At 75.1% G+C, this 674-nt stretch carries 1 protein-coding gene; it reads left to right on the forward strand.

Annotation, left to right across the window (positions count from 1 at the left end):
- Positions 1-674, forward strand: a 674-nt coding sequence (locus CCN29_RS33250; RefSeq protein ID WP_143661454.1) for an ATP-binding protein, incomplete at both ends; no start/stop codon positions are given.

Raw genomic sequence — 674 nt, forward strand, 5'->3', positions numbered from 1 at the left:
GAGAACGCCACGGTGTTCTCCCCGCCGCACACCGCCGTCCAGGTCGTCGGCGAACGCGTCGCCAACGGCTTCACCCTGGAGATCCACGACCGAGGCCTCGGCATGGCCGCCGACGCGCTGCTCGACGCCAACCTGCGGCTCGCGGAGACACCCGAGTTCGAGCTGTCCGACACCGACCGGCTCGGCCTGTTCGTGGTCAGCCGGCTCGCCCAGCGCCAGAACGTCCGCGTCTCCCTCCAGCCCTCCCCGTACGGCGGCACCACGGCCGTCGTGTTCATCCCGGACGCGCTGCTCACCGACGACGTGCCCGACACCAACGGCGTCGGGTTCCGCCTCGACCGGCCGCGCCGCACGGGGAAGGAACCGGCCGACAGCCGCCGCGTCGCGCTCTCCCAGGTGCCCGTGGCCCTGCCCGGACTGCCCGCCTCCGTGCTGGACGGACCCGTCGAACTCGAGGCGCCCGTCGACCTGGACGCCCTCGACGGCTTCCCCGCCCTGGACGACGAGGACGGCGATCACGGCGGCCTCTTCCGGACCCGCCGCTCCCGCACCGACGACGAGCGGCCCGGCCGCGACTCCGCACGGCACGAGAGCGCCGCCGACGACCGGGACGCGACCGGCGAGCGGGGGAGCGGGCCCGTACCGCTCACCCGCCGGGCGACCCCCAAGCTGGT

It is taken from the genome of Streptomyces pseudogriseolus, assembly GCA_002154585.1.
Taxonomy (GTDB): Bacteria; Actinomycetota; Actinomycetes; order Streptomycetales; family Streptomycetaceae; genus Streptomyces; species Streptomyces pseudogriseolus.